This is a genomic window from Streptomyces sp. NPDC048185 (genome assembly GCF_043202495.1).
In the GTDB taxonomy this organism is placed as follows: Bacteria; Actinomycetota; Actinomycetes; order Streptomycetales; family Streptomycetaceae; genus Streptomyces.
In genome coordinates, this window is the sequence record NZ_JBIDAN010000012.1 from 126,465 (window position 1) to 153,285 (window position 26,821).

Consider the following 26,821-nt stretch of genomic DNA (forward strand, 5'->3'; position numbering starts at 1 on the left):
GTGAGGCCGGCGCCGAGGGCGTTGCGCGGAGCAGGGGGCCGCCCTCCCGACCCCCGTGACGGGAGGGCGGCCCCGGTCCCTTTTTCCGGTGGCGGCCCGGTCAGTACAGCTTGCCGACGGCCGTGGTCGTGGTCTTCTTGAAGGCGGCCACGGGCGCGTCCCCGAAGTCGCCCATCTGCCCCCACTGCACGACGGTGACGGTCCTGCCGTCCCGGCCGACCGACAGCAGGGCGATGTCGGTGGCGCCCCAGGACGTCCCGGTGTGCAGGCCGCGGACGCGGGCGCCCTCCTCGACCGGCAGCTTGCCGTAGTCCCGGCCCTCGGCCTCGACGTCGGGCGAGGACTCCTCGATGCGGTCGGCGCAGGTGCGGATCAGGTCGTCGTAGTGCTTCGCCAGGGCGTCGGCCTGGGCGGCTGTGCCCGTGACGACGGTCAACTGCACGGCGCCGGTGTCCAGGTCGGTGCGGAACTCCCGGTACCGGTAGGCGTAGGAGGGCACGCCCTCGGTGCTCACGCAGAGGCCGAGTTGCTCCGGGAAGCCGTCGGTGACCGGCCCGGCGGTCCAGGACGACGTCGGGTGCGGCGGCAGCTGGGACGCCGACAGGAACCTGGGCACGGCCGTCTTCGGCGCGGCGCCGGCGGCGGGCGCGGTGAGGGCGGTGCCCGCCGCGAGGGCGGCGACGGTGAGCGCGGTGAGAGCGCTCGTGCGGATGCGCATGGACATGGATGTCCCCCCGTGGATGAGTGCGTGGACGTGGATGCCGCGGCGAGGTCCGCCGGCCGGCGCGGGCCTGGCCGGCGCGGCACCAAGAGCATCGGCGCTCGCGGCGGCCGGACGCAACAGCCGACGGCCGGTCGGGCACGGTGGAACCGTCCCAGCCCGTCTGACGTGCAGGTACATGGGGTGCCTGGGACACCGTCCCGGGCCGGGTGGGGCGTACGAGGACGGGGTGACCTGTGTCGGCACAGGACGACGGCGACGGCAGCGACGAGGTGGCCCGGTTCGCGGCGCTGCTGCGGGCGCTGAAGGAGCGTACGGACCGCAGCTACGGCTCGCTGGCCCGCCGTCTGGGCATGAACACCTCGACGCTGCACCGCTATTGCGCGGGCGGCGCGGTGCCGCTCGACTTCGCCCCGGTGGAACGCTTCGCGGCCCTGTGCGGGGCGACGCCGGAGCAACGCCTGGAACTCCACCGCCGTTGGCTCCTGGCCGTGGCGGCCCGCCGCCGGCCCCGTACGGCGGGGGCGGCGCGGAGTACGCCCGCAGACGCGGCGGGCGGACCGGACGCAGCCGTGGAGGACGTCACCGAACCGGACACGGCACCGAAGCCCACCGGCGGCCCGGGCGCCGGAACCGGCCCTGCGTCCGGGCCTCCCGGCGTGCCCGTGCGCCCGCTCCCGCGCCGCCCCTGGTACCGCCGCAGACGTCTCGTGGTCGGGCTGGCCTCCGTCTGTGCCGTGCTCGCGACGCTCGGGGCACTGTCCGCGCTGCCGGACGGACGGCGGCCGTCCGCCGAGGGCCCTGACCGGGTCACGGGACCGGCGGCGTCCGCTACGGCGGGGGCCGGTGCGTCGGCGTCCGGTACGGCGGAGGCCAGGGCACCTGAGCGACCGGGCGACTCACCCGGCCCGGGCGGCGCCCCCGCCTCCGAGCGGCCTTCGGGCTCCGCCACCCCGAAGAAGAAACCGGGCACCTCTCCCCCGCCCGGCGCGGCATCCGCCCCGCCCCGCGGCGAACAGCCAACCGCCCTGCCGCTCACCTGGACCGTCGACTCCCAGGCCTGGAAGCTCGGTTGCGGCCACGACTACGTCATCGCCAAGCCACCGGACCAGGTCCCCCCTCCCCCTGCCCCGCAGGACGCGGCGCCCTGGGCGGCGACGCAGAGCGCGGTGCACGGCGGCGAGACGCTCGTGCGGCTGTCGGTGCAGGGGCGCAGTGACACGGCCGTCGTGCTGGAGGCGCTGCGTGTGCGCGTCGTCGGCCGCACAGCCCCGGCCGAGGGCAACGCCTATGCCATGGACCAGGGTTGCGGGGGCGCGGTCACTCCCCGGTACTTCGCCGTGGACCTGGACAAGGACCGCCCCATCGCCCGCGCGGTCGCCGGGAACGACTCCGGCACGCCGATCCCGGCCGTGCGCATGCCCTACCGCGTGTCGGCGAAGGACCCCGAGGTGCTGCTGGTCACGGCCGGGACCAGCTCGTGCGACTGCCGCTGGTACCTGGAGCTGGACTGGTCCTCCCAGGGCCGCAGCGGCACCGTGCGCATCGACGACGACGGCCGCCCGTTCCGCACCAGCGCCCTCGAGGGCCTGCCCCGGTACAGGTACGACACCCTGGGACGCCGGTGGGGGCCCTACGGCTGAGGACCGCAGCCTCAGCGCCGTCCGGGAGCCGCCCGGTGAAGCTCAGTAGGCGTGGTGCCGGAAAGCAGGCGGTCGAGGGCGAAGGCGGCGGGGTGCGTGTCGGCGGCCAGGAGCAGCAGGCGCAGGGGCTGGCGGCGCAGCCCTGTCACGGTCGTCCGGCGGTCCGGGCCGCCGGGCGGGGTGGGGTCGAAGAGGAGGTGGAGGCCGGCGACGTCCATGAAGGACGTGTGGGCCAGGTCCCACTGCAGGTCGGTGACGCGTGCCGGCAGCGCGGCGGCGGCGGCGCGCAGCGGGGGCAGGGTGTCGAGGTCGATGTCCCCGCACGGGGTGATGCGTGCGAAGGTGCCGTCGGTCGTGGTCGTGATGTCCATGCTGGGCGCGCCCCCTTCCGGGGGTTGGTGAGCCCCAAGGCGAAGCCCCTGGGCGGGAGCGTACGGCGAGGGCGGGGGCCGGGTGCCCGGGGTGGGGGCAACGCCCGGCTCCCCAAGGGCCGGCCACCCGAGGGGTGCGCCGGCCGGTCTCGTTGTCCGTCCACCGTCGCACACTCCCGCCCCCGACCGCGATCCTGTGCCGGGGGAACGCTTCGCGGAGCCGGTACCACCCGTGTGACCGCGGCTCTACCCTCACTGATCATGGGGAGCAGGGAGTGGCGCACACTGACCGGCGCGGTGGGCGCCAGTGCTCTGGGCTGGGTGCGGCCGGGGCAGTTCACCTTCGTTTCGTGTATCACAGCAACGGGGGCCGCCGGGGCGGATGGAACCTCCCGAAGGCGGCGGGTGGTACGAGTTCGCCATGTTCAGCGGATGCCTCGTGACGATGTACTCGATCCCCGGCCTTCTGCGCCGCACGGAGTGGTGGCCGGCTCTGAGCCTGACCCTCGGAGCCGTTGTGGGCATGATCTCGGTTCTGACGCTGGGTCAAGGGCAGCGGTACTGGGTCGCCGCCGGTGTCATGACGGTCGTCGGAGTCGCGGCTCCCCTGGTGAACAGGCTCTGGGGCCGCAACCACCCGGTCTCGAGGCACACGCCGGCGGACAGGCCCGGGTAGTCGTCCGTTCGGCGAGTGATCGAACTGACCGGGTGGGAGCCGCTCGGGATCTCCAAACGACGTTCGAGCCGCCCGCGTCCCGGGACGGTGCCGGGCAGCAGTCCGGTGCCGGGGGGCCGTGCGGTCCCTTCGGCGCTGCCCCGGGCCTGCGGGCGTGCCACCGCGTGTCCTTCGCTGGCCATGGGTGTCCGGTCTGTGCGAGGCTCGAGGGGCGACCAGCCTGGTCTGGTGAGAGGCCCCGCGCCGCCCCTGGGCCACCACCGGTGGCCGGGACGCGGTACGGGTTGTCTCGCTCGGCTGTGCGCGGCCCGTATGCCGCGTGCTTGATGCCCTCCCATCACCGGAGGGTGTGATGGGCTCGACCCCGGAATCGAGGGGCGAACCATGCAGCACTTCACCGTGACGACCGCACAGCACGCTGAGCACACCGTCATCACCGTGCGCGGGGACGTGGACCTGTCCACCTGTCCCGAACTGACCCGGACGGCACTCGACCTGCTCCCGACCAGCGCGACCCTCTGCCTGGACCTGTCCGGCGTGACGTTCATGGACTCCAGCGGCCTGAACCTGCTCATCCTGCTGCAACAGCGCCAGCACGCCGAGGGCCACCGCCTTGCTCTCACCGGACTGCAGTCCCAGCCCGCCCGCCTTCTGGAACTGACCTCGACCTACGAGCTGCTCATGGACGCCCCCGCCGCCGGCGGGCAGTCGGCCTGACCGGGCGGGTGCGAGCACTTCGCCGCCTGTCGGTCCGCAGCGTCCGTTGCCGTTCTCCCAGTTGGGCAGTGGCCGGGCGGCGGCCACCGCCCGGCCGGCACGGTCCTGGGCGTCACCGAACTCGTGCCGTGGGTGTGCTGCTGGTCCAGGGCGCTGCCGTGCCGTCCGGGACGTTGATATCGGAGCCGTCCGAAGGGTTGAGTCGTGCTTCATGAGTCACTGCGTCAAGGCGTTCCCCGCCCCGCTGAACGGTCGACGAGATTTTCTGCCGTGCTGTCGGATTCCGCGTCCGTCGTTCGTCGTCTTCGTGAGGTGCCCGAGAGGAGAAAGCTCATGAAGTACGTGTTGTTCGTCGCCACCGACCCTGCCGGCGAACCGGCCGACGAGAACCCGCAGGTGTGGGCCGAGAAGTGGAACGGCCGGGGTGTCCGGATCGAGGGGATGCCGCTCAAGCCGGTGGAGGAGGCCAGGACCGTCCGCGTCCGCGGCGACCGCGTACTGGTCACCGACGGCCCGTTCGCCGAGACGGCCGAGTGGATCGCCGGGTACGACCTCGTCGTGGCGGCCGACCTCGACGAGGCGATCGAGGTCGCCGCGTCGCATCCGATGGCGGTCGGCGGACGCATCGAGATCCGGCCGGTCGAACCGCTCGACCTCGGACCGGGCACCGGGAACGTGCCGCACGAGGGCGACGCGCCCGCCTCCCGTTTCCTCGCGGTCTTCCGGACCGATCCGGGCGCCCCGCCGTTCGCCCCCGAGCCCTGCGAGGTGGCCGAGTGGGTCCGCGACGGCCTCGCCTCCGGCCGCTACCTCGGCGGCGAGCACCTGCGTGACGTAGAGAACGCCACGCTCGTGCGCCGCCGGGGAGGGAAACTGCTGATCACCGACGGCGCGTACACGGACGTACCGGAACGGGTCACCGGGATCGCGTTCGTCGACGGCCTGTGGGACGAGGCGATCGACTACCTCTCCCGCTCCCCCATGGCGCGGTCGGGACTCGTCGAGCTGCGCGAATTCTGGACGGACTTCTCGTGAGGACCGGGCCGGCCCAGGTGCGGGCGGCGGTCGCCGAGGCGTACCGGGAGGAGTGGGGCGCTGTGTTCGGCACGATGGTGCGTCTGACGGGCGACTGGGAACTGGCCGAGGACTGCGCGCAGGAGGCGTTCGCCCGCGCCCTGTCCGCCTGGGAGCGGGACGGGGTGCCGCGCAGGCCGGGGGCGTGGCTGGTGACCGCGGCGCGGAACCGGGCCCTGGACGTGCTGCGCCGGCGGACGGCCGAACGCGGCAGGCTCGCCGAGGTGGCCGCGCTCGAGGCGGTCCGTGAACCGCTGCCGCCCGGGGACGAACGGCTGCGGCTGGTGTTCACCTGCTGCCACCCGGCGCTCCCCCTCGACTCCCGGGTCGCGTTGACTCTCCGGGCGGTCAGCGGACTCACCACACGGGAGATCGCCCGTGCCTTCCTGGTCGGCGAGTCCACGGTGTCGCAACGGATCCTGCGGGCGAAGCGCAAGATCGCAACGGCCGGGATTCCCTACCGGGTGCCGCCACCGGGGGCACGCGCCGAACGGCTGGAGGGGGTTCTCGCCGTCATCTACCTCCTGTTCACCGAGGGGTACGCGCCGAGCGACGGCAGCACCGTCCGCGACGTCCTCGCCGAGGAGGCCGTCCGGCTGGCCCGGCTGGTCGCCGCCGAGGCGCCGGACGAGCCGGAGGCGCGAGGGCTGCTCGCGCTGCTGCTCCTGCAGCATTCCCGCCGCGCCGCCCGACTCGGCCCGGACGGCGGCCTGGTGACGATGGACCGCCAGGACCGCACGCGCTGGGACCGTGGGCTCATCGCCGAGGGCCTGGCCGTCGCCCCGGAAGCGGGCACGACGAGCGGCCCGTACGCGTTGCAGGCGGCGATCGCCGCGCAGCACGCCGCCGCCCCGGTCGCGGCCGCGACCGACTGGGGGGCGATCGTGGCACTGTACGACCGTCTCCTGGCCCTGCGGGCGAACCCGGTGGTGGCGCTCAATCGGGCCGTCGCGGTCGGGATGCGCGACGGCCCGCAGGCGCAGCTGGCCGCGCTCGACGCCCTCGGTGCGCCCGCGGAGCTGGCGCGGAATCATGCCGTGCACGCCGTCCGCGCGGACGCGCTGTGCCGCCTCGGTCGCACTCGTGAGAGCGCGGAGGCGTACCGGGCGGCGGAGGCGCTCGCACCGAACAGGGCGATCGCCCGGGAGTATGCGCGGCAGGTCGCCGCGTCGGGGGCACGGCTGCGTCCCGGGCAGGCGTAGTCGACGGTGTCCGCGGTTCGCGTGCCGTCCGGTGACGTCCTTTCAGGCTCGATGTGCACCGGAGGGCTCGTGCCCCTATACTTGATCTTGCAAGGCGGGCCGCTGCGGCGGCCGTCCGCTGTGCGTTGGTCGTCCAAGGAAAGACGCCCCGCTTCCTGCGGGGAAATGCAGGTGCAAGGCCTGCCCAGCGCTCCACCGGTCCCGCCCCCGACGTATCGGGGGCGGGACTTCTTCATATCCAGGGCCGGTCGCGGGGCCGGACCGCTCGTGGGGGCCCGGTCCCGCGACGTGGGGCTCACACGCGGTCGGCCGCGATCAGGACGTACTGGAAGGAGCCGTCCCGGTAGGACTCGATGAACGCCTTCTCGATTCCGGTGACCAGCGAGGACGTGGCCCGCAGTTCCCAGTAGGGCAGCGTGTCCGGCGTGAGGTCGACGATGGTGTGCGGCACGAGCCGGTTGTCGGCCATGGCGCGCAGGTATTCGCGGCGGGAGTGGATGTTGCACTCGAAGTGGGCGTTGATCTGGGAGACCCACTTCGACGGCTGGCCGTAGCGGGGGTTCCAGCAGCCGGTGATCGTCACGTACCGGCCGCCGACCTTCAGGAAGCGGGAGTGCTCGGCGAACAGGTCGTGGAGGTCGACGTACATGGTCGACTCGTTGTTCCACGAGGCCGCGATGCTGCCCTTGTCGAAGGGCGTGTCGAGCATGTTGCACACGCGGGAACGGACGCGGTCGTCGACCCGCAGTTCCCGGGCGCGCCTGTTGCCGAACTCGGCCTGGGCGGCGGACAGGGTGACGCCCTCGACCCTGCAGCCGAAGCGGCGGTTGGCCATGATCATCGATCCGCCGCGGCCGCAGCCGGCGTCCACGAGGGTGTCGTCGGGGCCGATGGGGCCGAGGTGGTCCATGAGGAATTCCGCCTGTGCCGACTCCAGCCGGTGCAGCTCCGCGACGAGCTTCTTCTCGTACTCGTCGTGTGCCGGGTCGCCGAGCGCGGCGTGGTCCACGGCTCCGATGCCGTAGTGGTGGTGGTAGAGCCCGTCCACGTCACCGAGGCGGAGGTTGACCGGCCGTGCCTCGGCGTTCCAGTAACGGGCGATGTCCTCCTGGTACGGCGTCGCCGGGGCCGGGATCTTCGCGGTGGCGGTGGAGGTGGTCTCAGTGGTCACAGATATGTCCGTTCCTTACCAGAAGTCGGGCAGGCTGTAGCGGTAGGTGTTGGTGCGGTGCCAGTCGTGGTTGCCGTCGACCCAGGCGGCCACGCCCTTGAGGAAGCGCAGCACGGCGGGCAGGGGGCAGGCCTGTGCGAGGTCGGCGGCGGCCGCCTCGAAGGCGTGCTGGAGTTCGTTGTGGACCTCGACGGCCTTGAGGTAGGCGTCGCGCTCGGAGAGCTGCTCGCACTCGGCGATCACCACCGGCAGGTTCAGGTGGCGTCCGGGGCTGTCGAGTTCCTTGGTGTACGAGTAGAGGTCGTTGACGATGGTGGTGGCGTTGCCGGCGAGGGCGATGACCCGTTGCATGTCGGGCCGGGCGTGCAGGTCGGCGGGCAGTTCGTAGCCGCCGACGGTGTCGGTGATCGTGGGGCAGGGACGGAAGTTGTTGAACTGGCGCATCGCCAGGTACTCCCACACCTGCGGGACGTGGGCGGTCTGTGCCCAGGCGGCCTCGGCGAGGTAGCCCAGGTGCAGCCGGGCCATGTCGTGCCGGTAGCGGTCCGCCTGGGAGGGGGTGGCCGCCTGGACGAAGTAGTCCATCGCGCTGCGGTAGGCGCGGCGCGGGGCGTCCGAGGTGAGCGATTCCCGCCACGCCGGCGTGTACTCCGCGGTGGTGTGGAAGTGGTCGATGGCGGTGTGCGCGAGCAGGAGGCGTCCGCCGAGGCCGACGGGCGACCCGCCGTGGTCCTCGCAGTAGCAGTCGTCCACCGCGTTCTCCGCGACCATCAGCCGCGTCGCGAGCATCAGATGGTCGACGGTCGGGGCGTCGGGGTGGCAGCCGACCATGTAACGGCCGACGGAGAAGCCGTCGAACTGCCCCTCCCACTCCTCGGGATAGAGCTGGACCTCGTCCTCGGCCCAGCGCTTGATCCGGCGGCTGACCTCCTCGACACGGGCGGGGTCGGGTTCGGGGACGGGGTGGTGGTAGAGGCCCGGGACGGCTTGCCCCTCGGCGGGCGGAGCGGGTGCCGGGGGCACGGGGCCGGGGGGTGGGGGTTCGTGCCTGCCGGGCAGGGTGAGCGAGGTGGTGCCCAGTCCGGTCGGTCCGCGCAGGATCCGCTGGAGGGCGGTGCCGGCCGCGGTCGTGCCGGGCGCAACCCGTGGGGCGCAGGGCGGTGCCGGGGGCGACGGCGGGCCCGGGATCGTGACCGGCGGGTGCAGTGCCGCCAGAAAGCCGGAGGCGGCCGGTGTGAGCGGCGTGTGCGGGGGATGCGGGGCGGGCGCGTCCGGTACGGCTGTGGGCGGCGCCGCAGGCTGCTGGGGCGGGGATGTTCCGAGGGGCTCGGAGTCGGGCATCGGCGGCTCCTTGCTGCGGTGGGGGTGGGTGCTCGTCGTGCGTGGTGCGGGCCGGGTGTGGGCCCGCTGCGGTGCGGGCCTCAGCTCGGCCGGGGGGCGATCTGCACGTTCTCCATCACGCCGAGGGCGTCGGGCAGGAGCACCGCGGCGGAGTAGTAGGTGCTGACGAGGTAGGAGATGACCGCCTGTTCGTTGATGCCCATGAACCGCACGGAGAGCCCCGGCTCGTACTCGTCGGGCAGTCCGGTCCGCTGCAGGCCGATGACACCCTGGTTCTTCTCGCCGGTACGCATCGCGATGATCGAGCTGGTCTGCTGCCGGCTGATCGGGATCTTGTTGCAGGGCAGGATGGGCACCCCGCGCCAGGCGGGGACGGACTGCCCGCCGAGGTCGACGTGGTCGGGGTAGAGGCCGCAGGCGTTGAAGCCACGTCCGATGGCGGCGATGGTCCTGGGATGGGCGAGGAACAGTTTGGTGCCGCGCCGGCGGCAGAGCAGATCGTCCATGTCGTCGGGGGTCGGCGTGCCGGAGCGGGGCTGGATGCGCTGCTTGAAGTCGGCGTTGTGGAGCAGTCCGAACTCGCGGTTGTTGATCAGCTCGTGTTCCTGGCGCTCGCGCAGGGCCTCGACGGTCAGCCGGAGTTGTTCCTCGGTCTGGTTCATCGGGCCGTTGTAGAGGTCGGCGACCCGGGTGTGGATTCTCAGGACGGTCTGTGCGACGGAGAGCTCGTACTCGCGCGGCTTCAGTTCGTAGTCGACGAAGGTGCCCGGCAGTTCGGCCTCGCCGACGTGCCCGGCCGACAAGGCGATCTCGGCCTCGCCGTGTTTGTTCTGCCGCTGCCGGCCGGCGGCGCCGAACTCGTCGAGGTGGGCCTGGAGATGCGGTGCGGAGGCCTGGACCGCGGCGAAGTCGGCACGGGAGAGGGTGAGGAGGGTGCCGGCCGTCTCGGCGGTGACCGTGCAGTCGTGGCGTGCGTCGGGGTCCAGCAAGGCGTTCTCGCCGAAGTGGTCGCCGTCCGCGAGCACCGAGAGGGTGATCTCGCCGCCGTACTTGCCCTGGGAGGTCTGGCTGACCCGGCCGTGGGCGATCAGGTGGATCCGGTCCGCGGAGCTTCCGCGCTCGACGAGGACCTCGCCCGCCGCGAAGTCGCGCTGCGTGCAGCGGTCGGCGAGGGCGGTGAGGACGTCCGTGTCCTCGAACCCGCGGAGAAGGGCCAGTTCACCGAGCTCCCGGGGGATCATCCGGACCGTGGCGCCCTCCTGGACGAACTCGATGCGTCCGTCGCCGACGGTGTGGCGCAACCGCCGGTTGACCCGGTAGGCGCCGCCCCCGGCCTCGACCCAGGGCAGCATCCGCAGCAGCCAGCGGGAGGTGATCTCCTGCATCTGCGGGGCGGACTTGGTGGTCGTGGCGAGGTTGCGGGCGGCGGCGGTGCTCAGGGACTGCTGCGGCGCGTCGGGTGCGGTCCGGGCTTCCGGGATGCTGTCGACGGACATCAGGGGGCTTTCTCCTTGCACGACGGGCGGTCCGGCGCGCACGGGCGCGCCGGCCAGGAGACAGGAAGGAGTGGTCAACGAGGGGGAGGGATCAAGGGACTTCGTCCACGTGCAGAAGCTAGCCGCTGGACCGGCCGCATCCCCCACGGAGACGAGATCCTTACCTCGAAACAGTGACAATCAGTTGAATGCGGTTTATCGGCCCGTCGGGTGTCCTCGCCCCGCCCTCGCCGGGCTCGGCCGGCTCAGCCGTCCGCCCCGGCCGCCCACTTGCGCCGCCGCAGCACGTGGTCGCTGAAGAGGTGCCGGCCGCGGTCGAGCAGTTCCGCCGCTTCCGCGCCGCGGTGCCGCTCCGTCGCCGACGGATCCCAGCGCTGCACGGCCTGTCCCGCCCAGGTGCGCAGCTTCACGTCCGGGTCCTCCAGCAGCCCGACCGCCGCGCGCAGTGCCACGACCCCTTCGCGGGCGACGAGCAGCCGGAACGCGGCGAGCCGGACGTGCCGCGGCCGCTCGGTGCCGGTGCGTTCGAGCAGCCAGTCGGCGGGCAGTTCCCGGGCGGACGGCAGCAGGGCGAGGGCGGTCTCGCGCACGACGCCGGCGGCGGGGTCGTCGAGGAGGGGCCGCAGCCGCTCCACGGGCGCGCGGTCCAGGGCCCGCAGCCCGGCCACCGCCCGTGCTCGCACGCCGGCCGCGGGGTGCTCGAGCAGCGGCCGCAGCAGCCCGGCATCGGCACGGTCCCCGCACTCGGCCAGTCCGATGACCGCACCGGGCGGCACGTCGGGGTGTCCCGGTGGTGTGCACCGCTGCCGGTACCAGGCCGCCGGGTCGCCTCCGTGCTGCCGTACGACGTACCGCGCGCAGGCGCGTACCAGCGCGGACCGGTCGGCGAGGTACCCCTCCGCCTGCTCCGGCCGTCCCGCGCGCCGCAGCGCGGTCACGCCGGCCGAGCGGGTCCGCGGGTTGCGTGCGGTCAGCAGTGGCGCCAGCACGTCCTCGTACGCCTCCGCGTCCGGCAGGGCGGTGAGCGCCGCTGTGGCGCACAGGTCCTGGACGACGGTGTCGTCGTCCTGAGCGGCCGCGCGGGCCAGTTCGGCGGGGCGCAGCAGCCGGCCGGTGACGGCGTGCCGGTAGGCGAACCGCCGTACGGCGCGGTCGGGCGAGGCTAGGAGGGCCGCGAGCCGCTCGTGGGAGGTCCGGCGCAGGACGTCCTGGAGCAGCTCGACGCCGAAGGCGCCTCTGTCCCGGCGGCCGACGCGCAGGATCAGCGGCGCGAGGCCGACGGCGGCGTCCGCGTCCAGGGTCTCGCGCAGCAGGTGCCGGGCGTGTGCGCGTACCGGGCCGGCCCAGTCGGTGCAGCGGATGACGAGCAGTGGCAGCAGTCCGGGGCGGTGGGCCGCGCGGGGCAGGGCCGCCTGGCGGATCCGTCCGTCGCGGTGGCACAGGGCGAGTGCGAGCCGGGACTCGTCGAGCCGGGCCGGATCGGCGGGCAGCGGGGCGGAGTGTTCCCACTCCGGCAGCGACGGCGAGCGGTACCAGGCCACCTCACGCACACCCGCGTCCAGGGCGAGCCAGTCGCCGGGGTCGGTGACATCGAGTGTGCTGCGCAGCGGTGCGCCTTCCGCGAGCCGCACCGCTGCGACCGTCCCGTCCACGGTGTCCCCACGCATCCCCGTCCCCTTCGCCGGCCGTACGGGCGAGCGTAGGTCGCGCGGGGTGCGCGGTGCGCGTGGATTACGGAGCCGGCGGCCGGCCGGGCAGCCGCCGCAGGTGCTCGGGCCCAGACCCGCACGGGTGCCGGCCGCCGGTACCCCGAGGGGGCGGGGGTTCGCCCCGCTCAGAGCGTCCTGTCGAAGTGGGTCCTCACCGCCTCCAGCGCCGGGGCCACCGTCGGTTCCTGGTCGTAGAAGTCGAACTGGCTGCCTGTCGTCCACCGCAGTTCCTTGGGGGCGGTCAGCGCCTCGTGGAAGCGGCGGGCGCCGTCCGGGACGGCGGCGTCCGGACTGTGCAGCATGAAGGTGGGGGCCGTGCACCGGGGGGCGACCGCGATGGGGTCGAAGGTCAGCCACTCCGGCCAGCTCATGACGGCGAACCGGTTGCCCCACTGCGGGACGGCCCCCCGGTCGGCGTTCAGGTAGTAGTCGAACGGCCCGTACATGGCGGCCCGTTCGTCGGTGTCGCTGGCCGCGGGAATGTAGTCGACCTCGCCCGTCGACGCGTACTTCGCCCGGGCCGCCTCGCCCAGGGCCATCCGCTCGCGGATGCCGTCGGGGCCGCCGTAGATGTCCTGGACCAGGGTCCGGTCGTGCAGCCAGGGGGCCACCATGGCGACGGAGCGGATCTGCGGGTCGCGGGATCCGGCGACCGCGACGTACCCGGCGCCGGCGCAGATGCCGAGGGCGCCGATCCGGGAGGCGTCCACGTCGGGCCGGGACTTGAGGTACTCGACGGCGCTGAGGATGTCCGCGATCTTGCGCTCCGGCGATTCGAAGTTGCGCGGGTCGCCCTTGGACTCCCCGAAGCCACGGAAGTCGAAGGCGAGCGCGGTCAGGCCACGCCGGGCGAGACCGGCGGCGTAGCGGCCCGCCATCTGCTCCTTGACCGTGAGCCACGAGCCGACCACGAGGACCGCGGGAGAGGCCTCCCCCGCCGGCTGCGACGCCGGCCGGTAGAGGTCGCCGCGCAGGTCGGCCCCCTCGCCGGGGAGCGCCACCCCCTCGACACGCACATCACCGCTGGGGTTCATGGGGTCTCCCTTCCGGGTCGTGCCGGCGCTCGCTGCGCTCCGCGACGCAAGGTAACCGCGCTACTTGACTGACTGTCAAGCAGACAGTCACATTCGGTCGGACGGTGAGATGACTCGGAGGGAGGTGTGCCCGGGGTGGCCCGGAGTCGCGCAGCGTCGGGCGGGGGGCCGTGCGGCCGGCGTCGAGGTGCAATGGGTTCCGGGGCGCACCGGCGGCAGGCGGGTGGGCCTGCCGTCATGGCCGGTGTCCTCACCTGGCGGCCGGAACGTGCCTGACCGGGTCGGTCCGGTCAGGCGGGGCCGGGGGTGCCGGTCCGGGCGGTGGGAGTGAGCAGGCCGGGCAGGCCCGCGTCGTTCAGGGCCTGCTGGTACGCGGCGGTCGACTCGGCGACGTACCCGTACTGGTGCCAGATGTCCGCGATCCGGCGCCACGCGGCGGCCGAGGAGCGGGCCGGGGGCAGTTGGCGAAGCTGCTGTGCCGCGGCCCGCAGTGTCTCCTGCGCCTGCCGGCTCTCGCCCGCGGCGAACTGGGCGTGGGCGAGCACGGCGCGGGCCTCGGCCGACTCCCGGCTCGGCTCGTCGCGCAGCAGCGCCAGCGCGCCGCAGGCGTGCCCGCGGGCCTCGGCGGTCCGGTCCAGTCGCAGGCACGCCGTGGCGAGAGCGGTCTGCGCCGATGCCTGTTCGAGGGGCGTTCCGACGTCCGCGAGCTGCGTGTGCGACTGGCCGAGCAGTTGATGTGCCCGCTCGGGGTCGGCGGGATCGGAGCACAGCAGCAGCGTCCCGTAGAGGCCGCGGAGCAGGGCGTGGTGACGTACGTGGTCGCTCTCGGCCAGCAGCGCGCGTGCCCGTTCGGCCAGTGCGAGGGCCTCGTCGACGCGGCCCTGGGACTGCGCCACGAGAGCGGCGTTCCAGTAGGTCTCGCGCTGTGCGGTCCGGCCGCCGCGGTCGTCGGCGATCCGGATCAGGCGGTCGGCCAGGAGGCGGGCCTTGGCCAGGTCGCCGCGGGTGCGGTAGCAGCCGACCAGCACGGCTCCGAGCTGGATGTGGTCGTCGGTGGCCTCCAGGCCGAGTTGGTCGAGCCGGTGCAGGGCCCGCTCCCCGGTCTCGACGCCGAGGACCTGGTCGCCGAGGGCCTGGTGGCAGCGGCACAGTGCCGTGGCCAGCCGGCTCCATTCCGCCGAGCCGGCAACGCACTGGGGGTCCTCGTACAGCAGGGTGAGGGCTTGGACGGCGGCGTCGAGGCGGCCGAGCTGTTCCAGGGCGAGCGCCTGGCCCAGCCGTGCCCGGCGCACGGTGGCCCGGGGCAGGACGGGCGCGGAGGCGAGGACCTCGCTGAAGGCCTGCAGCGCCTCCCCGCCGGCACCGTTGTGCAGGGCACGGTCGGCGAACGCCGCCTTGAGCTCCAGCTCGCGTGTGCGTGTGTCGTCCTGCCCGGTGAGCAGGTAACCGGGGGTGCATCCCAGGCGCTCGGCGAGGAGGGCCACGACCGCAGCCGAGGGGGTCCGCTTGCCGGACTCGATCAGCGAGACGTAGCTCACCGAGACGTCGTCGCTGGCGAGGTCCTGCTGCTTGAGACCCCGGGCACGGCGGAGCTCCCGCAGCCGTCGGCCGGTGCCTTCACCGTCTCCGGCGGCGGTGGTGTCCACGGTGTCTCCTCGGGCCTGCTGGGGTGCTGTCGACGGGCCGCGGGAGACTTTACAGGGAACTTGACAGGTTCCGCCATGGTGGTGAAAAGGTCGCGGTTCGCCGGTCCGCGGCCGCGACTTCAGATTGTCCGGCGTCCTTTCTCGCGGCCCTCCCGGGCCTTGGCTATGGTCACGCCGAGTGACGGCAGTGCACCGCATGAGGGATCTGGTCTGGTCGCGAGCGCATGCGGGTGGGAGACGGGAGTGGGGCATGTTCCGACCGGTGCGGCGTGCGGCCTTCTTCGACCTCGCTCATCCGGAGCGGTCCGCGGACGAGGACGTGGTCCTCGGCGACGCCGTGGCCGGCCACCGGGCCGCGGGGGACCTCGTCGTCCTGGTCGTGGAGGCCCGCAGGCCGCCGCAGCGGCTGCCCGCCGAGGGGGCCCTGCTGCGGCTGCCCGTGACCGCCGCCGGCGACACGGACAAGTGCACGACGGTCGTCGAGGCGATGACCCGTCTGTGCATCGACCCGGCCAGCTGTTTCGGCTACGGGGACCTGTGCGCCGGGGCCGGGCTGCTCGGCGTCGTCGGCAATCCCCGCGTCGTCGCCTGCAGCGCGGACGGCGGCAGACTCGCCCGGGAGCGCGGCTGGCCCGTCCTCATGGCGCCTTCCGCCGCGTAGGTGTCCGGCGGCCGGCCCTGCCGGACCTTTCCGGAGAACTGCCGAAGCCCGTCAACGTCCACGGATCCCAGGAAGTCGCCATGCCTGTGCAGCAGCCCGCTCGTTCGTCCCGGATACGCGTCGACCTGCTCACCCGGGAGTTCCCTCCGGAGGTCTACGGAGGTGCCGGTGTCCATGTCGCGGAACTCGCCGCGGAGTTGCGCGCCCTGGTCGATCTCGAGGTGCGCTGCTTCGGTGCGCCGCGCGAGAGCCGGCACGTGAGCGCCTACGCGGAACGCGAACTGCCGGGAGAGGCGAACCCCGCGCTGCGCACCCTGGGCGTGAACGTCGAGATGGCCGCGGCGTGCGCGGGCGCGGACCTGGTCCACAGCCACACCTGGTACGCCAACGCCGCCGGCCGGCTCGCGCAGGTGCTGTACGGCATCCCCCATGTCGCCACCGCCCACAGCCTCGAGCCGCTGCGCCCGTGGAAGGCCGAGCAGCTGGGCGGCGGTTACGCGTTGTCGTCCCTGGTGGAGCGGTCGGCGCTGGAGAGCGCCGACGCGCTGATCGCCGTGTCGCACGGCATGCGCCGGGACATCCTCCGGGTGTATCCCGAGGTGGATCCCGGCCGGGTGCACGTGGTGCACAACGGCATCGACACCCGGGCCTACCGTCCCGACCACGGCACCGCGGCGCTCGAGCGGCACGGCGTGGATCCCGGCCGGCCCGTCGTGCTGTTCGTCGGCCGCGTCACCCGGCAGAAGGGGCTGCCCCAACTGCTGCACGCGGCCTTCGGACTGGACCCCCGGGCGCAGCTCGTGCTGTGCTGCGGGCAGCCGGACACCCCCGAGATCGCGGCCGAGACCGCGGCGCTGGTCGAGGAGCTGCGCCGGGTGCGCAAGGGGGTCGTGCGGATCGACGGCATGCTCGACCGGGCCTCCTTGCTGCAGTTCCTCACCCATGCGTCCGTGTTCGTCTGCCCGTCCCTGTACGAACCGATGGGCATCGTGAACCTGGAGGCCATGGCCTGCGGGACAGCGGTCGTGGCCACCGCGACGGGCGGCATCCCGGAGGTCGTGGCGGACGGCGAGACGGGGCTTCTGGTGCCCCTGGAGCAGGAGCAGGACGGCAGCGGCACCCCGCTGGACCCCCGGCGTTTCGCCTCCGATCTCGCGGCCGCGGTGAACCGGCTCCTGGCCGACCCGGACCACGCCGCCCGGCTCGGCGCGGCCGGGCTCGCGCGGGCGCGGAAGGAATTCGGCTGGGATGTGGCGGCCGAGCGGGCGCACGCCGTCTACCGTTCGGTACTGGATTACCGGCCGCACGGTTCGCGGACCCCGACTTCATGATGTGCGTCTGTCGTCCTTGACCCGGACACCGCTTTCGCCGATATGTTCACAGACATGTCTCAAACGACTTCCGCGCACTCGGTAGAAGGCGTTCCGGAGCATTCCAGTCCCGCGCACGGAAACGCCTTCCCGAAGGGCGGGGCAATGAATTCCGGGGGGACCGTTGCGTCTTCCGTCGATTCCTCCCCGAAAAGCGGTGCCCGGGTAACGACCCTGGAGTTGTTCTTCGACCTGGCGTTCGTCTTCAACTTCACGCAGCTCGCCCGGGTGCTCAGCCGGGACATGACGTTGCGCGGAGTCGGCCAGGTACTGCTGATCTTCTGGCTCCTGTGGTGGATGTACGGCGGATACGCGTGGCTCACCAACCACCTTCCGCCGCACCGCAGGCACCACCGGGTCCTGCTGTTGCTCGGCATGGCCTCGTTCCTGGTCATCGGCCTGGCCACGCCGAACGCCTTCGACGGGGACGGCGTCGCGTTCGGCATCGGGTACCTGCTGATCGTCACCGTGCATGCCGGGCTCTTCGCGTTCGGCGGCCCGGGAGCGGCCCGCAACATGCTGCGCATCGCTCCGTACCACACGGTGGGGGCGCTCCTCATCATCTGCGCCGGCTTCCTCGACGGATGGGCCGTGTACGCGCTGTGGATCTCGGCCGTCGCGCTCGAGGTCGTCGCGCCGGTGGTGACGGGGGTGTCGGGCTTCGAGCTGAAACCGGGCCACTTCGTGGAACGGCACGGACTGCTCATGATCATCGCGCTCGGGGACTCGTTCCTGGCGCTCGGCATCGGCACCGACGGCGGTCAGGCGGGGCCGTCGGTCGTGACCACGGCGGTCCTCATCTTCGTCATCCCGGCCGGTCTGTGGTGGGTGTACTTCGACGAGTCCGAGAAGGCCTGGCGGGCCGAACTCGCCCTGGAGCGCCAGGACGCGGTGCACCGCTCGCGGCTCGCACTCGCCGCGTTCTTCTACGCCCACGTCCCGATGCTGCTCGGGCTGATCCTCATCGCCGCGGCCGTCAAGAAGACCATCGTGCATCCCTACGCCCCGCTGGCCACGGCCCCCTCCATCGCGCTGGCCGGCGGTGTCGCGCTCTACCTCGGCGGTATCGCCTGGTTCCACGGGATCCTGAAGATCGGCCCGCAGCGTTTCCACTTCACCGCCGCGCTGCTCGCCGTGTCGGCCATTCCGGTCGGCCACGCCGGATCGGCGGTGGCCGAGGTCGTCCTGCTCGGTGTCCTCATCGGCGCCGCCCTGCTCAGCGACCACCGCTGGACCAAGAAGATGGCCCACCTCTACCACTGAAGGAAGAAGACCCCATGGCTTCCGTGGCCGACCGGCTGGACATCGTCGAGACGTGCACCCGCATGGGCTGGTACATCGACCAGCGCGAGTGGGAGGCGCTGGAGGGCGTCTTCAGCGACGAGATCATGCTCGACTACACCAGCCTCAACGGCGGCGAGCCGGGCACCGTGTCCCGACAGGACCTGATCGGTGCCTGGTCGGGGCTGCTCGGCAGCTTCGCCGCCACCCAGCACCTGATCGGCAACTTCCTGGTCGACGTGCAGGGCGACAGCGCCGTCACCACCGCGATGTTCCAGGCGACGCACCGCATGCCCAGCGAACACGGCGGACCGCTGTGGACACTCGCCGGCACCTATCGCATCGGCCTGGAACGGACGGCGGACGGCTGGCGGATCAACGGCATCGTGATGACGGCCACCTGGGCCGACGGCAACCAGCAGCTGTTCACCCGCGCCGCGCAGGCCCGGTCCACCGGTTCCTGAGCTTCAGCCTTTCCTCTTCTAGGAGATCCCATGAGCAGCATCGCGGAAGAGACCAGGAGAGTCGCTCAGCGATGGTTCGACGCACTGACCTCGGGCGACTTCGAGACCGCCCTGGACACGCTCGCCGAGGACGTCGAGTGGATCAACTACACGCCGGTGCCCGGCTACAACGACGGCATGAAGTGGATCGGCACCCACCACGGCCGGGACGCGGTCCTCGCGACGCTCCGGATCTTTCACAGCACGGTGGACGTGCAGGTCGAGAAGCTGGTGAACCTGGTGGTCGACGGCTGCCAGGCCGCGGGCGTCGTCCACGAGCTGTCCACCGTACGGGCCACCGGCGCCACGTTCGAGATCGAGTTCGTCCAGTGGCTCACGGTCCGGGGCGACAGGATCGTGCGCTGGAAGTCCTACACGGACCCCTCCCAGATCCTGCGCGCGCTGCGCGACGGCACCCCCCGGCGGCCCGGGCACGTGGCCGCCTGACGTACGCCGGGACCTCACCGAACACCGCACCTTTACGACAGGGAGTCCGATCCCGTGAACCCGGCACGCACCCGCACCGCGCTCGTCACCGGCGGCAACCGCGGCATCGGTCTGGAGACCTGCCGCCAGCTGGACCGCGCCGGCCTGGACGTCGTGCTGGGAGCCCGCGACCCCGCCCGCGGCGCGGCGGCCGCCAAGGCTCTGGGCAGCCCACGGATCCGGGCCGAAGAGCTGGACGTCACCAGTGAGCGGAGCGTCCGAGCCTGCGCGCAGCGCCTCCTCGACGCCGGGGTCGACATCGACGTCCTGGTCAACAACGCCGGTGTCTACCCGACCGCGCAGTTCTTCGCCCTCGACGAGGAGACACTGCGCGGTGCCCTCGACGTGAACGCGATGGGTGCCTTCCGTACGTGCCAGGCGTTCGTGCCGGCGATGGTGCGGCGCGGCTACGGCCGCGTGGTGAACGTCTCCTCGGGGCTCGGTGCCCTCACCGGCAACGTGCCCTCGCCCGCCGCCTACGGGATCTCCAAGGCCGCACTCAACGCGCTGACCCTGGTGGTCGCCGCCGCGGTGCCCGACACCGTCAAGGTGAACGCGGTGTGCCCCGGCTGGGTCCGTACCGACATGGGCGGCAGCGCCGCCCCGACCGGGGTCGAGCAGGGCGCCGACACGGTGACCTGGCTCGCCCGGCTGCCCGGCGACGGGCCCACGGGCGGGTTCTTCCGCAACCGCCGCAGGATCGACTGGTGACTCCTTGCGGAGGCCGGCGCGCGGACGCCTGCCCCTCCCCGCAGCCGCTTTCCGCTTCGGCGGCCGCCGCCCGGAAGCGGAGTTCAGATAGTAGAGGACCGCTGTTTGATACGGCTTCCCGTCTTCTTCCATCATGCTCGGGAATGGCCACATCGGGCCGCACCCGACGAACCATCCGGAGACGACGAGGAGTTGTCGTGCTTTTCTACGTACAGATGAAGTGGAACCACGAGGGCCGGATTTCCCTCGACGAGCTGTGGGAGCTCGAACAGGACGAGGCCGAGCACGCGCAGGAAACGGTCGACTCGGGTTTCTGCGTCGGTATCTGGAAGGTCGCGGCACAAAAGCGCGTCATAGCCATCATCGACTCCCCGGACGCCGAAGAACTCGACCGCACCGCACTCGGCCGGCTGCCGATGCGTGAGTACCTGGAATTCGAGAAGGTCTGGCCGCTGCGCGACTACGTCGGCTTCGCCGACGACGTCAAGCAGCGCTACAAGGTCTGAGGCACCGGGCGACGTCCGTCCACGCAACCCACACCTTTGGGAGAAGACACATGCGCCACCGCATCATCCTTCCGCTGGCGTTGACGGCGCTGCTGCTCGCCGGCTGCTCCGGTGCAGACGACGAGCAGGCGTCGGAGCCGGCGTCGGCCACCACGGCCGAGACGGTACGGCGGGCAGGAGGCGGGTCCGGCAAGCCTGCCGGCAACCCGGTGGCACAGCGGTACGTCGACGCCGTGGCGACCGAGGATGTCGACGCCCTGGCCGCCGCCTTCCACGAGGACGCCGTTCTCAACGAGCCCGGCCGGTCCTTCCGCGGCCGTGACGAGATCAAGGCATGGGCGGCCGCGGAGGTCATCGGCGGCCGGCTGACGGTCCTGGACGACACCCCGAAGGACGACGGCACCACGCTGCTCCTGCGGTTCGCGCACAAGGGGGAGAGCGGCGACGGTTTCCGGGCCACCTACGAGTTCACCGAACGGGACGGGCTCATCGGGCAGCTCGACCTGGAGTACGCCTGATGTGCCGTTCGCCCGTCCCTGCGACCGAGGAAGCCCACCATGAGTGAATCCGTTGTGCCCGGCGGCCGGCTCGGCAGCCGGTCCGCGCTCGCCGCGCTCGGTCTCGGCTCCTTCGTCGTCGGGACCGCGGAACTCGTCGTCGTCGGAGTGCTGAACCTGATCGCCGGCGACCTCGGCGTCTCCGCCGGGACCGCCGGGCTGCTGGTCACCGCCTACGCGCTCGGCATCGCCGTGGGCGGGCCGCTGCTGACCATGCTGACCATGCGGCTGCCCCGGCGCACCGTTCTCCTGCTCACCCTCTCGCTGTTCGTCGTGGGCAACGTCGTCGCTGTCGTCAGCGGCGTCTTCGGGCTGCTGTTCGCCGCGCGCGCACTCTGCGGCGCCCTGCACGGGCTGTTCGTCGGCGCCGCCACGTCCGTGGCCACCGGCCTGGTGCCGGCGGACCACCGGGGCCAGGCCGTGAGCCTGGTGTTCGGCGGCATCTCCGTCGCCACCGTGCTCGGTGTCCCGGTCGGCACCGCGATCGGACAGGGCCTCGGCTGGCAGGCGACGTTCCTGTGCGTCGTCGGACTCGGCTGCCTCGCACTGGTCACCGTGGTGCTCACCGTGCCCCGCGCGAGCGGCCCGAGCACCCAGAACCTGGGCGCCCAGACCAGACATGCCTTCGCACCCCGGGTGCTGGCCATGCTGGCGGCCTACCTGCTGCTGATGGGTTCGCAGTTCGTCGCGTTCACCTACCTGACCCCGTACGCGGAGGACGTCACCGGCATCCCGGCCGGAGCGGTCAGCGCGTTCCTGCTGATCTTCGGTGTCTGCAGCGCGGTCGGTACGTTCGGCGGCGGCCGTTTCGCGGACAACAACGCCTCCCGCACCCTGCTGATCGGCAACCTGGTGCTGATCGCCGCGCTGGGCGCCCTGTACGTGTTCGGCGACAACGCCGTCCTGGCCGGGATCATCCTCGCGGTCTGGGGCCTGGTGGGCTTCGGCGTGACGCCGTCCCTCCAGCTGCGCGTGATCTCCCTGGCCGGCGAGGGCAAGGACCTCGCGGCCACCCTGGGGGCGTCGGCGGCGAACGCCGGTATCGCTCTCGGAGCGGCCCTGGGCGGCTGGGCGCTGTCCGCCCACGGCGCGGACGAGGTGCCGCTGATCGCCATGATCGCCCTGATCGTCGCCCTCCCCGTGGTCTGGGCCACCAGGTTCCTGACCGTGCCGGCGCCGCCGGATGCCGCCGCGGTGACGCCGGCGACGGCACCGCCCGAGCGGTCGGACGTCTCCGGCGGACTCGTCGACACCGCCCGCTGACGGGGCGCCGGCCCGCCCTCTCCGCCCCTCCCCCACACCCCCGCAGACCCCACACCCCCCTCACACCCCCACACCTCTTCCCTGCACGGAACACGAAAGCGAGAGCACAGATGACGACCGAGACTTCGCTGTCGGCGGCTGAGCGGAACATGGCCCTGGTCGACCGCTTCTTCCAGACCTACGCGGCCTACGACCTGGAGACGATGCGGAACGAGATCCTCGCGCCCGACGTCCGGTGGCACATCCCCGGCCGGCACCCCCTGTCCGGTACCCACGAGGGCGTCGACGAGGTGATCGCCTTCTTCGACCGCCTCGGCAGCGCCGGCTTCAAGGCGGACCGCATCTACTTCGGCGCCGACGACGACCGCGTGGTCGACGTGCACCGCGGCTGGAGCGAGGTCGGCGACGGCCACGACATCGACATGACGTGGGTCCTGGTCTGGCGCATCGAGAACGGCCGGGTCGTCGAGGCCACCAACTTCGCGCAGGACCAGGCGAGCGCGGACGCCTTCTTCCACCGCACCTTCCGACTGGCGCCGGTGTCACGGCGGCTCGCCTGACACCCCCACACATCACGGAGGCACGGCACACATGGACACACAGCGCACCCACCAGGTGCTGGAGGAGTGGTTCGAGGCGATCGGCCGGGGCGACGCCGACCGGATCCTCTCGGCGCTCTCCCCCTCCATCGTCTTCGAACTGCCGAAGGACGAGTGGAACTCGATCATCGGCTACCTCGGCGAGCACGTCGGCCGTGAGGCCGTGGCGGAAGCGTTCCGCATCAGGGCCGAAACCACAGAGGTCGTCGAGTACGAGCTGAAGGAACTCGTGGCCGAGGCGGGAGTGGCGTACGCCCGCATCTACACCAAGGCCTTCCACACCCGTACGAAGATCCCCTTCGAGATCGAGGACAGCCACCGCCTCGAACTCGACGAGGAGGGGAAAATCGTTCGCTGGAAGGTGTTCTTCGACCCCGACGGCGAGGTCGCCGCGTTCAAGGGGGACCTCGACGAGCGCCTGCTGGCGGCGGTCGTGCGCCGTGACGGCCCCGAGGTCAAGCAGCTCCTTGGCTACGGGGCCGACCCCGACCGGCGGGACCCGGACTCGGGCCTGACGACGTTGCAGGCGGCCGCCGGGATCGGGGCCGCCGGGATCGTGCGCGAGCTGATCGCGGCCGGCGGCGACGTGTTCACCACGGACAGCCGGGCGGGCGGCACCGCCCTGCACAAGGCCGTTCAGGGCGGCGACCTGGAGACCGTGCGGGTGCTGGTGGAGGCCGGGGCGTTCGTGGACGCGGTCGCCGCGACCACGGGGCACACTCCGCTGATGGACGCGCTCTGGTACAAGTGGCCCGACGTCGTGGGGTACCTGCTCTCGGCGGGCGCGGGCCTGGGGCTGTCCACCCACTACGGCTTCTCGATGCGCGAGCACTTCGAGTACGAGCTGAACGTCAACTCGCGCGGCAAGGAGCAGCTGCTCGAGGCGGAGCGGCTGCTCAAGGAGCGCACCGCGCACGACGAGAGGGAGGCGGCCGAGCAGCGGCTCATGGCGGCGGTCACGGCAGGTGACATCGACGCCGTGCGGACGCACCTGCGGAGCGGGGCGGACGTGGACCGCCGCTTCCCGGTCGTCAATGGCTTCAACGACGCCCACACCCCGCTCCTCGTCGCCAGCCGGGACGGTCACACGGACATCGTCCGCGCCCTGCTCGCGGCCGGTGCCGACGTGAACGCCGTCGAGCCGACCTTCGGCGCGGTACCGCTGCACAAGGCGGTCTACAACGGCCACGCCGACATCACCGCGCTGCTCGTCGAGGCGCCGGGGACCGACCTGGACTTCCAGGGCGCGACCAACGGCTACGCGCCGCTGCACGACGCGCTGTGGCACGGCTACGAGGACTGCGCGCGGGTGCTGATAGACGCCGGTGCCCGCACCGATCTGCTCGGCCACGACGGCAAGTCGCCCCGTGACATCGCCGTCGCCACCTTCGGCGCCGAGCATCCCCTGGTCCGGGAACTGGAGCGGGAGCCCGCCCGGGAGAGCTGACGCACAGCTTCTGCCGACCGTCGCTGCCGGGTGGCCGACGACCCGCTCGACCGGGCCGTCGGCCACCCGTCCTTTTTCCGTCCGCATCCAGGCGGACCCGATCGGAGCATCATGTCCTCACACCCCCCACAGCAAGCCCCGGACCCGGTCCGGCTCGCGGGCCGCACAGCGGTGATCACCGGTGCCTCCGGCGGCATCGGCGCCGCGACCGCCCGCCGTCTGGCCCGGGCCGGCGCGTCGGTCGCCGTGCTGGCACGCCGGCGCAGCGCGGTCGAGACCGTCGCGAAGGAGATCACGGCCGCGGGCGGCACGGCGCTGGCCCTGGTCTGCGACGTGGCGTCGCCGGACGATCCGTTCGAGGCCGCACGCCGCGTCGACGACGAGCTGGGCACACCGGACCTGCTGGTCAACAACGCCGGGGTGATGCACGCCTCGGCCCTGGCCGAGGGGCGTTGCGCCGAGTGGCGGACCATGGTGGACACCAACGTCCTGGGCGTCCTGCACACCACCGCGGCATTCCTTCCGGGCCTGACCGCGGCCGCCGGGGCCGGACGTCCGACGAACATCGTCAATGTGTCCTCCATCGCGGGCAACACGATGTTCGCCCCCGGCTACGCCGCCTACAACGCCACCAAGGCCGCCGTGAGCGCGATCTCCACGACGCTGCGCACGGAGCTGCTGGAGCACGGCATCCGGGTCACCGACCTGCGGCCGGGGCTGGCCGCCACCGACGTCGGCCGGCACCTCCCGGCGGACGTGGTCGACCGCCTGTACGCGCAGCACCGGGCCCTCGGCCCGGACGAGGTCGCCGACCTGATCGCCTGCGTCGCCGCGCAGCCGGACCACCTCACGGTGCCCTCGCTCGTCGTCGCACCGCTGACCCAGTGAACGCACTCCCCCCATCGTGTCCTCCCGCCCGGAGGCCACGGAAAGACGAGGAACCACATGACACCTGACTCCTCCGCCCGCACCGGCGCAGCGTCGTCCGGGACGGCAACAGCAGACACGGCGTCCGCGGCGCCGGACGGACCGGACCCCGGGCGCAGGCACCGGGGTGCGCTGATCCTGCTGTCCGCCGCTCTCGGGCTCGACGTGAGCGGTGTGGCGGTCATCAACTCGGCGCTGCCGGCGATCGGTGAGCGCTTCGACGCCTCCGGCACCACGCTGCAGTGGGCCATGACCGCGTACGCCATCACCTTCGCCGGAGTGCTGCTGCTCGGCGGCCGTGCGGCGGACATCATCGGACGCCGGCGGATCTTCGCGCTGGGCATCGCGTTGTTCGCCCTGGCGTCCCTGCAGGCCGCCCTGGCGCCGGCCCTGCCGGTCCTGATCGCCGCGCGGGCGCTCCAGGGCCTGGGGGCGGCGCTGTCGGGGCCGGCGTCGCTGGCCATGCTCAGCCAGATCTTCCCGGAAGGCCCGCAGCGCAACCGGGCGCTGGCGGTCTACGCGGCGACGGGGGCGAGCAGCTTCAGCGCCGGACTCGTCGGCGGTGGTGTGCTCACCGACCTGTTCGGCTGGCGGGCGGTCTTCGCCGTCAGTGTCGTGCTGGGCGTCCTGGTGCTGCTGCCGGTCCGGGTGCTGCTGCCCGGGGACACGCCGCGGCGCAGCTCCCTGGACCTGCCGGGCGCGCTGCTGGTCACGGTGGGACTGGCGCTGCTGGTGTACGGCGTCACCAGTGGCAGCGATCACGGGTGGACGCGGGCGCAGACCCTGCTGGTGCTGGTCCTCGCGCTCGCCGCTCTGGTCGGCTTCGTCTTCCGGGAGCGGCTCACCCCGGATCCGCTGCTGCCGTTGCAGATCTTCCGCAGCAACCCGGTCAAGGCCGCGACGGTGACCGGCGCGGCCTACTACACGGGCGTCAGCGGGCTGCTGTTCTTCGCGCCGCTGTACATGCAGGACATGCTCGGCTACTCGCCGTTCCAGTCGTCCCTCGCGGTGGTTCCGATGGGGCTGATCGTGATCGTCAGCTCTCAGATCACCGGGCGGTTCATCACCCCCGACCACTACCGCAAGCTCATGGCGGCCAGCCTGCTGCTGATCGGTGCCGGTATCGCCCTGTGGTCGCTGACCGGGCAGGACGGCTCGTACTGGACGGACATGCTGCCCGGGATCGCGGTCATGAGCGTGGGCCAGGGCATCGGGTTCGGGGCGATGACGTCCGCCACGCTGGAGGGTCTGCCGGCGCACCGGCACGGTGTCGCGGGTGCCGTGAACGTGACCGCGCAGCAGGTGGGCAGCAGTGTCGGGGTGGCGATCCTGGTCGCTGTCGCCGCCGGCACCGGCTCGGGCGGCACGACGGCGGGGCGTCTGGAGGGTTTCCACGCCGGCTATCTGACCGGTGCCGTGGTCTGCGCGCTGGGGGCGCTGTTCGTCCTCGTCCTGCGTTTCCCGCGGTCCGTGCCGGACGGTCCGGCGGCGTCGGGCGGAACGCCGCACGCCTGACCCGGACCGTCGACCACGCCGCAGGCCACCCGTCCGGGTGGCCTGCTCGCGTCGTGGGCGGGGGGGGGGCGGCCGGGGGGGGGGGGGGGGGGGCGCGCCCCCCCGGGCGGGGGGGCCCGGGGCCGGGGGGGGGGGGGGGGGGTCGCCGGGGCGGGGGTGCCCGGCCCGCGGCCCGCGGGGCCCCGGGCGCGGCC

At 72.6% G+C, this 26,821-nt stretch carries 26 protein-coding genes; 18 read left to right on the forward strand and 8 right to left on the reverse strand.

Features of this window, described 5'->3' with window-relative positions:
* Window positions 1-100 precede the first annotated feature (100 nt).
* Window positions 101-724 (reverse strand): hypothetical protein, encoded by a 624-nt coding sequence (locus ACGF3H_RS29450; RefSeq protein WP_362498795.1) that lies wholly within the window; start codon window positions 722-724, stop codon window positions 101-103.
* Between the two features lie 233 nt (window positions 725-957).
* On the opposite strand from ACGF3H_RS29450, the gene ACGF3H_RS29455 reads away from it, so the two are divergent.
* Entirely contained in the window at window positions 958-2,364 is a 1,407-nt protein-coding gene (locus ACGF3H_RS29455) for a helix-turn-helix domain-containing protein (protein ID WP_393816558.1), read from the forward strand.
* A gap of 11 nt (window positions 2,365-2,375) precedes the next feature.
* Here ACGF3H_RS29455 and ACGF3H_RS29460 read toward each other — a convergent pair whose 3' ends face one another.
* The gene (locus ACGF3H_RS29460) at window positions 2,376-2,735 is read right to left on the reverse strand and encodes a hypothetical protein (RefSeq protein WP_362498800.1); all 360 of its coding nucleotides are present in this window, start codon (window positions 2,733-2,735) and stop codon (window positions 2,376-2,378) included.
* Between the two features lie 382 nt (window positions 2,736-3,117).
* Between ACGF3H_RS29460 and ACGF3H_RS29465 the strand changes: the two genes are divergently transcribed.
* From ACGF3H_RS29465 to ACGF3H_RS29480, 4 genes are all read left to right on the forward strand, one after another.
* Window positions 3,118-3,411 carry a hypothetical protein gene (locus tag ACGF3H_RS29465; RefSeq protein WP_362498803.1) on the forward strand — a complete coding sequence of 98 codons (294 nt, stop codon included), beginning with the start codon at window positions 3,118-3,120 and terminating at the stop codon, window positions 3,409-3,411.
* Between the two features lie 384 nt (window positions 3,412-3,795).
* Window positions 3,796-4,128, forward strand: a complete 333-nt coding sequence (locus ACGF3H_RS29470) for an STAS domain-containing protein (RefSeq protein WP_362498805.1) — start codon at window positions 3,796-3,798, stop codon at window positions 4,126-4,128.
* Window positions 4,129-4,461: 333 nt separating this feature from the next.
* Window positions 4,462-5,163 (forward strand): YciI family protein, encoded by a 702-nt coding sequence (locus ACGF3H_RS29475; protein ID WP_362498808.1) that lies wholly within the window; start codon window positions 4,462-4,464, stop codon window positions 5,161-5,163.
* Complete coding sequence (locus ACGF3H_RS29480) at window positions 5,160-6,404, forward strand: sigma-70 family RNA polymerase sigma factor (RefSeq protein ID WP_362498811.1); 1,245 nt, start codon at window positions 5,160-5,162, stop codon at window positions 6,402-6,404. Before ACGF3H_RS29475 ends, ACGF3H_RS29480 begins: the two co-directional genes overlap by 4 nt.
* A 295-nt stretch (window positions 6,405-6,699) precedes the next feature.
* Here the strand turns inward: ACGF3H_RS29480 and ACGF3H_RS29485 are convergent, their stop codons facing one another.
* The 6 genes from ACGF3H_RS29485 to ACGF3H_RS29510 all read right to left on the reverse strand — a co-directional run bounded on the left by ACGF3H_RS29485 (window position 6,700) and on the right by ACGF3H_RS29510 (window position 14,801).
* Complete coding sequence (locus ACGF3H_RS29485) at window positions 6,700-7,575, reverse strand: geranyl diphosphate 2-C-methyltransferase (protein ID WP_362498814.1); 876 nt, start codon at window positions 7,573-7,575, stop codon at window positions 6,700-6,702.
* A gap of 15 nt (window positions 7,576-7,590) precedes the next feature.
* The gene (locus tag ACGF3H_RS29490) at window positions 7,591-8,916 is read right to left on the reverse strand and encodes a family 2 encapsulin nanocompartment cargo protein terpene cyclase (RefSeq protein ID WP_362498816.1); all 1,326 of its coding nucleotides are present in this window, start codon (window positions 8,914-8,916) and stop codon (window positions 7,591-7,593) included.
* 80 nt (window positions 8,917-8,996) lie between these two features.
* Entirely contained in the window at window positions 8,997-10,412 is a 1,416-nt protein-coding gene (locus tag ACGF3H_RS29495) for a family 2B encapsulin nanocompartment shell protein (RefSeq protein WP_362498819.1), read from the reverse strand.
* A 245-nt stretch (window positions 10,413-10,657) separates the two neighbouring features.
* Entirely contained in the window at window positions 10,658-12,079 is a 1,422-nt protein-coding gene (locus tag ACGF3H_RS29500) for a hypothetical protein (RefSeq protein WP_362498821.1), read from the reverse strand.
* Between the two features lie 167 nt (window positions 12,080-12,246).
* The gene (locus ACGF3H_RS29505; RefSeq protein WP_362498824.1) at window positions 12,247-13,155 is read right to left on the reverse strand and encodes an alpha/beta fold hydrolase; all 909 of its coding nucleotides are present in this window, start codon (window positions 13,153-13,155) and stop codon (window positions 12,247-12,249) included.
* A gap of 290 nt (window positions 13,156-13,445) precedes the next feature.
* Window positions 13,446-14,801, reverse strand: coding sequence for a helix-turn-helix transcriptional regulator (locus ACGF3H_RS29510; RefSeq protein ID WP_362498826.1), 1,356 nt, complete (start codon window positions 14,799-14,801; stop codon window positions 13,446-13,448).
* Window positions 14,802-15,051: 250 nt separating this feature from the next.
* Here ACGF3H_RS29510 and ACGF3H_RS29515 point away from each other — a divergent pair, with 250 nt between their 5' ends.
* The 13 genes from ACGF3H_RS29515 (at window position 15,052) to ACGF3H_RS29575 (ending at window position 26,627) form a co-directional block, all read left to right on the forward strand.
* Complete coding sequence (locus ACGF3H_RS29515; RefSeq protein ID WP_362498829.1) at window positions 15,052-15,462, forward strand: hypothetical protein; 411 nt, start codon at window positions 15,052-15,054, stop codon at window positions 15,460-15,462.
* Between the two features lie 80 nt (window positions 15,463-15,542).
* Window positions 15,543-16,793: a glycogen synthase gene (glgA, locus tag ACGF3H_RS29520; RefSeq protein WP_362498832.1), complete on the forward strand. Its 1,251-nt coding sequence runs from the start codon at window positions 15,543-15,545 to the stop codon at window positions 16,791-16,793.
* Window positions 16,794-16,937: 144 nt separating this feature from the next.
* Window positions 16,938-18,095 carry a low temperature requirement protein A gene (locus ACGF3H_RS29525; protein ID WP_362498834.1) on the forward strand — a complete coding sequence of 386 codons (1,158 nt, stop codon included), beginning with the start codon at window positions 16,938-16,940 and terminating at the stop codon, window positions 18,093-18,095.
* 14 nt (window positions 18,096-18,109) lie between these two features.
* Entirely contained in the window at window positions 18,110-18,577 is a 468-nt protein-coding gene (locus tag ACGF3H_RS29530) for a nuclear transport factor 2 family protein (protein ID WP_362498838.1), read from the forward strand.
* 30 nt (window positions 18,578-18,607) lie between these two features.
* Entirely contained in the window at window positions 18,608-19,063 is a 456-nt protein-coding gene (locus ACGF3H_RS29535; protein WP_362498841.1) for a nuclear transport factor 2 family protein, read from the forward strand.
* Window positions 19,064-19,117: 54 nt separating this feature from the next.
* Window positions 19,118-19,813, forward strand: a complete 696-nt coding sequence (locus ACGF3H_RS29540) for an SDR family NAD(P)-dependent oxidoreductase (RefSeq protein WP_362498844.1) — start codon at window positions 19,118-19,120, stop codon at window positions 19,811-19,813.
* A 197-nt stretch (window positions 19,814-20,010) separates the two neighbouring features.
* Entirely contained in the window at window positions 20,011-20,319 is a 309-nt protein-coding gene (locus tag ACGF3H_RS29545) for a muconolactone Delta-isomerase family protein (RefSeq protein ID WP_362498847.1), read from the forward strand.
* Window positions 20,320-20,369: 50 nt separating this feature from the next.
* Window positions 20,370-20,837, forward strand: a complete 468-nt coding sequence (locus tag ACGF3H_RS29550; protein ID WP_362498850.1) for a nuclear transport factor 2 family protein — start codon at window positions 20,370-20,372, stop codon at window positions 20,835-20,837.
* A 39-nt stretch (window positions 20,838-20,876) separates the two neighbouring features.
* Complete coding sequence (locus tag ACGF3H_RS29555) at window positions 20,877-22,139, forward strand: MFS transporter (protein WP_362498853.1); 1,263 nt, start codon at window positions 20,877-20,879, stop codon at window positions 22,137-22,139.
* 110 nt (window positions 22,140-22,249) lie between these two features.
* Window positions 22,250-22,699: a nuclear transport factor 2 family protein gene (locus ACGF3H_RS29560; RefSeq protein ID WP_362498856.1), complete on the forward strand. Its 450-nt coding sequence runs from the start codon at window positions 22,250-22,252 to the stop codon at window positions 22,697-22,699.
* A 31-nt stretch (window positions 22,700-22,730) separates the two neighbouring features.
* A complete protein-coding gene (locus ACGF3H_RS29565) occupies window positions 22,731-24,185 on the forward strand; it encodes an ankyrin repeat domain-containing protein (protein ID WP_362498858.1) in 1,455 nt (484 codons plus the stop codon).
* A 111-nt stretch (window positions 24,186-24,296) separates the two neighbouring features.
* Window positions 24,297-25,073, forward strand: coding sequence for an SDR family oxidoreductase (locus ACGF3H_RS29570; protein WP_362498860.1), 777 nt, complete (start codon window positions 24,297-24,299; stop codon window positions 25,071-25,073).
* A gap of 57 nt (window positions 25,074-25,130) precedes the next feature.
* Window positions 25,131-26,627, forward strand: coding sequence for an MFS transporter (locus ACGF3H_RS29575; protein ID WP_362498863.1), 1,497 nt, complete (start codon window positions 25,131-25,133; stop codon window positions 26,625-26,627).
* The last annotated feature ends 194 nt before the right edge of the window (window positions 26,628-26,821 follow it).

Excerpts from the sequence above, each read along its gene's own strand:
- ACGF3H_RS29450 (WP_362498795.1), bottom strand. The coding sequence starts at position 724 with ATGTCCATGCGCATCCGCACGAGCGCTCTCACCGCGCTCACCGTCGCC.
- ACGF3H_RS29460 (WP_362498800.1), bottom strand. The coding sequence starts at position 2,735 with ATGGACATCACGACCACGACCGACGGCACCTTCGCACGCATCACCCCG.
- ACGF3H_RS29465 (WP_362498803.1), top strand. The coding sequence starts at position 3,118 with ATGGAACCTCCCGAAGGCGGCGGGTGGTACGAGTTCGCCATGTTCAGC.
- ACGF3H_RS29470 (WP_362498805.1), top strand. The coding sequence starts at position 3,796 with ATGCAGCACTTCACCGTGACGACCGCACAGCACGCTGAGCACACCGTC.
- ACGF3H_RS29475 (WP_362498808.1), top strand. The coding sequence starts at position 4,462 with ATGAAGTACGTGTTGTTCGTCGCCACCGACCCTGCCGGCGAACCGGCC.
- ACGF3H_RS29490 (WP_362498816.1), bottom strand. The coding sequence starts at position 8,916 with ATGCCCGACTCCGAGCCCCTCGGAACATCCCCGCCCCAGCAGCCTGCG.
- ACGF3H_RS29495 (WP_362498819.1), bottom strand. The coding sequence starts at position 10,412 with ATGTCCGTCGACAGCATCCCGGAAGCCCGGACCGCACCCGACGCGCCG.
- ACGF3H_RS29500 (WP_362498821.1), bottom strand. The coding sequence starts at position 12,079 with ATGCGTGGGGACACCGTGGACGGGACGGTCGCAGCGGTGCGGCTCGCG.
- ACGF3H_RS29505 (WP_362498824.1), bottom strand. The coding sequence starts at position 13,155 with ATGAACCCCAGCGGTGATGTGCGTGTCGAGGGGGTGGCGCTCCCCGGC.
- ACGF3H_RS29515 (WP_362498829.1), top strand. The coding sequence starts at position 15,052 with ATGTTCCGACCGGTGCGGCGTGCGGCCTTCTTCGACCTCGCTCATCCG.
- glgA (WP_362498832.1), top strand. The coding sequence starts at position 15,543 with ATGCCTGTGCAGCAGCCCGCTCGTTCGTCCCGGATACGCGTCGACCTG.
- ACGF3H_RS29525 (WP_362498834.1), top strand. The coding sequence starts at position 16,938 with ATGAATTCCGGGGGGACCGTTGCGTCTTCCGTCGATTCCTCCCCGAAA.
- ACGF3H_RS29530 (WP_362498838.1), top strand. The coding sequence starts at position 18,110 with ATGGCTTCCGTGGCCGACCGGCTGGACATCGTCGAGACGTGCACCCGC.
- ACGF3H_RS29535 (WP_362498841.1), top strand. The coding sequence starts at position 18,608 with ATGAGCAGCATCGCGGAAGAGACCAGGAGAGTCGCTCAGCGATGGTTC.
- ACGF3H_RS29550 (WP_362498850.1), top strand. The coding sequence starts at position 20,370 with ATGCGCCACCGCATCATCCTTCCGCTGGCGTTGACGGCGCTGCTGCTC.
- ACGF3H_RS29555 (WP_362498853.1), top strand. The coding sequence starts at position 20,877 with ATGAGTGAATCCGTTGTGCCCGGCGGCCGGCTCGGCAGCCGGTCCGCG.
- ACGF3H_RS29560 (WP_362498856.1), top strand. The coding sequence starts at position 22,250 with ATGACGACCGAGACTTCGCTGTCGGCGGCTGAGCGGAACATGGCCCTG.
- ACGF3H_RS29565 (WP_362498858.1), top strand. The coding sequence starts at position 22,731 with ATGGACACACAGCGCACCCACCAGGTGCTGGAGGAGTGGTTCGAGGCG.
- ACGF3H_RS29570 (WP_362498860.1), top strand. The coding sequence starts at position 24,297 with ATGTCCTCACACCCCCCACAGCAAGCCCCGGACCCGGTCCGGCTCGCG.
- ACGF3H_RS29575 (WP_362498863.1), top strand. The coding sequence starts at position 25,131 with ATGACACCTGACTCCTCCGCCCGCACCGGCGCAGCGTCGTCCGGGACG.